The 6000-nt window shown below is 38.2% G+C and carries 7 protein-coding genes; all 7 read right to left on the bottom strand.

The window, feature by feature from the left end; genetic code table 11:
* On the bottom strand, positions 1-892 hold an 892-nt coding region (locus BN161_RS12755), incomplete at its 3' end, for a hypothetical protein (protein WP_044266734.1).
* 58 nt (positions 893-950) lie between these two features.
* Positions 951-1208, bottom strand: a complete 258-nt coding sequence (locus BN161_RS12750; protein ID WP_044266731.1) for a hypothetical protein — start codon at positions 1206-1208, stop codon at positions 951-953.
* 84 nt (positions 1209-1292) lie between these two features.
* Positions 1293-1658 (bottom strand): hypothetical protein, encoded by a 366-nt coding sequence (locus tag BN161_RS12745; RefSeq protein ID WP_044266727.1) that lies wholly within the window; start codon positions 1656-1658, stop codon positions 1293-1295.
* 21 nt (positions 1659-1679) lie between these two features.
* Entirely contained in the window at positions 1680-1856 is a 177-nt protein-coding gene (locus BN161_RS29845) for a hypothetical protein (RefSeq protein ID WP_167332531.1), read from the bottom strand.
* Positions 1857-2408: 552 nt separating this feature from the next.
* Complete coding sequence (locus BN161_RS12740) at positions 2409-3494, bottom strand: IS110 family RNA-guided transposase (protein ID WP_044266725.1); 1086 nt, start codon at positions 3492-3494, stop codon at positions 2409-2411.
* A 225-nt stretch (positions 3495-3719) separates the two neighbouring features.
* The gene (locus BN161_RS12735; RefSeq protein ID WP_044266723.1) at positions 3720-4703 is read right to left on the bottom strand and encodes a hypothetical protein; all 984 of its coding nucleotides are present in this window, start codon (positions 4701-4703) and stop codon (positions 3720-3722) included.
* 310 nt (positions 4704-5013) lie between these two features.
* Positions 5014-5916, bottom strand: coding sequence for a hypothetical protein (locus BN161_RS30105; RefSeq protein WP_074435135.1), 903 nt, complete (start codon positions 5914-5916; stop codon positions 5014-5016).
* Positions 5917-6000 lie beyond the last annotated feature (84 nt).

Below are 6000 nucleotides of genomic sequence, written 5' to 3'. Positions count from 1 at the left end.
GCCCAGCAAACATGCTTCCGACGATTTGTGACAAAGTCCTACTTAATACATATTGGTTTGAATCATACATTCCTGATTGATTAAATATTTTCATTAATTCAGGGATATTACTTAAATCTGATTCAATCAGTTCATCCAGGATTTGTGTCAATGGATTCTTCTCGGATGTATCCAAAGCTATATCCATATGTTCATTGATGTACTTTCTTAATGACCGGGATAAAACAGGTTGTAAAGTATTTATTGTATCCAGATAGTATATAGGCCAAAAATTACTACTACTCCAACTGGCAATATATGGATATAGCTCGTGAATTGTATTGTAACCATAAAGGCTAATCATGGAATCTTCTATACAGACATATTCCGCGCTGGCGAATCCTGATGTTTTCAATGACTCACTCCATCTTGTTTTGTGTTGGGAATAAGTGGATATATAAGTCGTAATACTCATTTTTGCTTGCCAGCCTATACGGGAATCCGTATGATAATGCAACATAGGGTTGAATTCAGAATGCTGAATGATTTTTATGTTGTTGAAATTTGAAGGTTTAACCAGTTTGTGCATTGGGAAATCCTTGAAAAACACTGCATCTGATAGTCCTTCGTCCAATAGTATGCGACGAGCAGTAGCAAAACTGGCTTTGAATGTTATATAGACGTGGTTGAACTCATATTCAGTGTCCGGCTCTTTACCTTTGAGCTGACTTGCACCATGTCTTTTTAACTGTGCCCGGTAATAGGCATAACTTTCTTCTCCAGCACTAATAAAACCTTTGAACTTTTTCATTTTTGTTGATATTGAATTTGTTGTTTTACTTTCTCTGATAGTTTCTTGTTTTGTAGAATCTTTAGTAAATTTGTTGGCATAATGGTTGAATGTCTCATTCAATCTATTTATGCTCCGGTCTACCTTTGTTTTTTAACTGGCTCTAATATAAACACACTCTTTAAACATCTATAAGAAATCCATCCGTTTCACAATTAGGACATCCCCAGAAATAGTCTTCCTCATCTGGCGAATCTTCGTCTGCCGGTTCCGAAAACTGTTCCAGTTCTCCACTTGCAATATCTATGTCATATTTTGTGGCTCCGAACTGTGGATTGTTATCAATTAAATAGCAGCCGCAGTTACAACAGTAACACAATTCAGAACCATCCTTATCCTCTTTTAGTAAGGCAGTCAATTCTTGATTTCCCAGTTCCATAAATTTCTTCCTTTTTCTTGGTTATATATTTGGTATAATGGTTTATAGCAAAGTTCATTATGGCATTATCTCTTTTACCCGTGATCAGGAATTTCTAGTTTTTTTCATCCACCTGATCGGTTCGTAATACTCATAATCTGCAAATTCAAAGGAGGGGTCTGTCGATACTTGCGGTATACCTTTATCATTAAGGGAGATATATCCGCTTACTATCGCTCCATTTGATTTCATCTCACAAAGTACCAGTTCTTTTGCATCAGGTAACTCTTCTTCCACCTTTACCCATTGGTGTGTTAAAGCCCATTCAGCACCTAACATTGCTACTTTGAGGTATTCTTTTAATAGGTTCGGACAATCTTTGGCTATGTCAAATGCACAATATTTTTTCTCTGTACATCTTTTACAATGTGTCTTTTGTAGGTGCTTCTTTACTACTTCTTCAATACTCATACAATTTTTGATGATTTAGGGCTATGCTTGAAATACATAGCCGATTGTTACTTTATCTGCTTCTTCTTTACTGAATACGTAAACCGTACCATCGGAGATGCTTCCCCATGAGTTATATTTTACGTCTACACACCAACATCCACATTCTTCATAAGGTGGACTAAGAATCTCTAAAACCATACAATCTACTGTGTTCATATTAATTTTCCATTTAAAATCCAAACAAAGTTGGACAATTCATTATTAATTAACTTTTATCTATTATCTTTGTATCAGGATGTTAAGAGGAAGTAGGCTCTGCTGAGGAGCAACCTACCAGCAATAAACATCCTGACGGTACGCAGTAACGCTACTTTCCATTTAAAATCCAAACAAAGTTGGACAATTCATTATTAATTAACTTTTATCTATTATCTTTGTATCAGGATGTTAAGAGGAAGTGGGCTCTGCTGAGGAGCAACCTACCAGCAATAAACATCCTGACGGTACGCAGTAACGCTACTTTGAGAGGCGGTTATCTGCCTCTCTTTTTTGTATTACTGATACTGTCTGATATGGCTAAGAAAACCTAACCGTAATCCTATGGTAAAACAAACTTTCCACAGCAGACACCACTGAATGGGCTGCAAGTTCCTTTATCAGTCAAACCATTAATGAGAGTTACAAACTTTTTTGAGCGGACTTCAAAGCCGCATAAATATGATAGTATTTCTCTTAAAAGAAAGCTGTTTTACCTTATAGGATTTTGTATCATTTGACAACACATGGCACATATTCCTTTTCGTGTTTAAGAACAAAATAGACCCTGTTTACCAATCGGCGTGCAATTTTTACAATCGATTTTTGCGGATTCATCCGCTTTCGATATTCATTGTAAGCCAATGTCATCGCCGGATCTTTTCGGATGGCAATCCATGCTGCTTCCACCAACAGGCACCGGAGCATAAAGTGGCGACGGACAGTAATACCACCAACCGCATCTTTGTCACCGCTGGAGTGGCACATGGGAACCAAACCGATGAAGGAAGCCAGATGATCGGCATTTCTGAACCGCATTATATCATCAATCTCCACCATCAGCGTGGCGGCGGTTGTAATCCCTATCCCGGGAACCGATGTCAGCAGGCGTATTGGCTTTTGATAAGGTTCTTTCCGTGATATTTCACGAATGGCACGTGTTTCCTGCAACAACATATTGCGTAAACGGATAAACTGCTCAAGGTGAAGTTCAAGTGTCTTCTTGCCATATTCCGTAGAAAGCTCAAGATTATGCAACCAATTCAAGAAGCGTTTTGACCAGCAACCGATTGAGCATCGGGTAAACTCTTCAGGAATCTCCACGCCATGAAAACGAAGCAATGACTTGATTCTGTTCTTGGCACGTGTGCTGTCTTTTACGATTAAGTTTCTCAGTCTTATCAAAGAACGCATTTCCAGGGTTTCCGCCCCTGGAACATATATACCTTCCAATGAACCGGAACGTAACTCACGGGCCAGTTTATTGCAATCTACCGCATCGGTCTTACGTAACTTCTCCTTGCTCATCGTTGGGACATCAGCAGGATTGACTACTATATTGTTGATCCCTAAATCCGTTAATTTCTCATGTATCCAGAAACCACAAAAGCCGGCTTCATAAACTGAGAAATAATTTGCTCCGGGATAATTACTCGCCAAATACTTATGCAAGGCTTCCGGTTCCGGGCTCTGGCTGAATCTCTTCAGAACGGAATGTTCTGACAGGATGGCAACCGACCAACTTTTCAGGTGGACATCAATTCCTACATAAATATTTTGCCCACTAAAATCTAATGTGTTACTTTGTACACGTTTCATAAGCTATATCGTTGTTAGTTAATAATGTGTGCTCCATATACAAAGTTAACTAAAATGGTATAGCTTTTTTAGTGCTAAGGCTAACTATTCGTCTTTTCCGATTTTAAACGTAGGAACTATATTTTTAAAACCATTCAATTTTTCTATCTTTCTGTTCTGATTAAGCAAATCCGTCTATTACTTCTTCTCCGCCTCTCAATCCCTGCTGGGCAGATACCAAGATATTCAATCAACATTTTTGTTGTTTTTAGCAATTTTTTCACTGAGAGAGGTCAGTAGATTAGGAACAAACTGTTCTCCGAATCCTGCAATAATTGCGAATAACATATAAGTGTAAGTGGAAGATATATTCGTCTGAACGCTAAGAACCATACCACTTTTCATGGCTATTACCACAACAGTTCCCGATAGCATTGCTAAAAACATACGTTCCAGAGAAAATAGAAATATCATCAGATCTGAAAAGTCTCTCGGGAAAATGACTTTTCTCATTTTTATCGAGATAGAAATAAAACCACCTATACAAGACATTAAAATGATAGGAATGATAGTGTTTATAGAATCGATCACCCCATTTTGTGAGTTCCAATAAAATAATCCCGCAGCAATAATTACGGCAAGCATGCAAACTATTGCCGAACAAAATGAGAACTTTAGTTTACTTTTCCATTGATATCGATATTCTGCATTTACTTTCTCTGTCATCTCCTCTATTGATTTTTCAATAGCTCTCATTTCATTTGAATTACATTTTGTCTCTAAAGCCTTAGCTATCAAGCCTGCCAATCGGGTTTTAAAGGTAAAGATGCTGTCTGGTAATAGTTTATTCATTACTCCTTGGGCACTAACAAATTCATCTCTTACACAATTTAAGCGCATATTCAGACTATCATCCATGTTTTTTACTTTCTCACATTCTGCAATAGACAGACTCAAACTATTTGCAATATCCTTATCTTCAATCTCATAAATGATATAATTTGAAGTACGATTGTAGATTGATGTTATTTTACTTCCATGGCGATCATTAACGCCTATTTTGAAGTCTTTTATCTGTTCCTTTTTTTCTTTATATTCTTTGTAATACGCACAATCTGAAGCACTCGCGTCATCAATATTACAAAGACCGACATTACACCCAGTAGGTGTAGTCTTTTGTTTCTCACAAGCGTCTTTGCTTTGAGTTTTGTTATTTGTATTATCTTCCATATGACTGTTAAACTAAGTGTTTTTAAAGCTTGCTGCGTTCCATATTGATGTTCTTTCTTGAAAACCGTTGACTTCTTCAATGACATAATCAGTTTCACTTACCCACGGATAGGGATGCAATAAAGCTAGCTATAATACCTATATTGGTATTATAATCCATTTTGTGAAATAATTAAGTTGGTTGGCAGTATTCTTCAGTAAAAAATTAATTTCTTTATTAGGAAGAGAAGAAAAATGTCCGACCCTTTTCATGTCGGACACTTTTCTTATTAAGAATCCGTATTTAAACAGATTTTATCAGCATCCAGAACTACTTTCTTTCAACCCATTCAGGTATTCCATGTCCGGTTCTGTATGTGCAAGTCCATCGAGTAGACTTATCGGTAGAAGTCAAAGTCATATCCAGCAGCATGTCACCAATGATATAGCCAACAACTCCTTGCACTTCTGCCTGAACCAAACCGGTTGGAAGGTCCTTCATGTAAACGGTACCCGAGAAGTAAGTGCCTTTCTCCAGTTTACAACCAGCAAGTGTAGCTATAAACTGTTTCAATGTGTCGTGGGTATTCACCTTCAAGTCATCCAAGTGAACCACGGCTGCGGCATCCTTGCAGTTTGATAATTCATCTCCTAAAGATGTAATAGCTGTAATGTGAGCTTTGCCTTCACCCGGGAGAGGCTTGTACACTGTTACCATAGCTTGAAAGGTCTTAGGCTCACGAGTTACAGTAGTGGCATTGCAAAGGAAACGATAATTGACTCCCTTCACCAACTGTGACTGTACGTTCAACGGAGTGTAGCCCACACCTACAAAACCTTCCATAGCTTCATTGAATACCTGCAAATCTTCTTCGGTCAGTTTGCGGATTGGAGTCCACCCGCCACAAGCGTTTGCCGCATCATTAGTCACCAATGGAATAGTGTTGACCTTAAACTCAACAATACGTATTGGAGTAGAACATACCTGAGAAAAATTGAACAAGCCGAATTTCAGAATAACCTCGTCTGGAGTCAAACAGCCGTCAATGGCGATGAAATGGAAATTCTGATTAACGGGAGCGATTCCGGGACTTACCGGAACATTAGTCTGCCCGGAGAGCACAACGTGCTCTGACATGGACATTAAACACCATCCACAATTAGTGGAACTAAGCATTGACTCTAAAGTCACGCTGAAAGGCTGGCCTTGGTAGGCTTGAATCACGTTTTTCATGATTGCAATTTTTTAAGTTAACAATATAAATGTAACTGCGGCCACAGTTGTTTTTACTATCTACTTAAAGGAAAGGGCAGTGCT

Source organism: Bacteroides timonensis (genome assembly GCF_000513195.1).
GTDB lineage: Bacteria > Bacteroidota > Bacteroidia > Bacteroidales > Bacteroidaceae > Bacteroides > Bacteroides timonensis.
The sequence above is the reverse complement of the archived record's forward strand: the minus strand, read 5'-3'. Positions and strand labels throughout refer to the sequence as shown.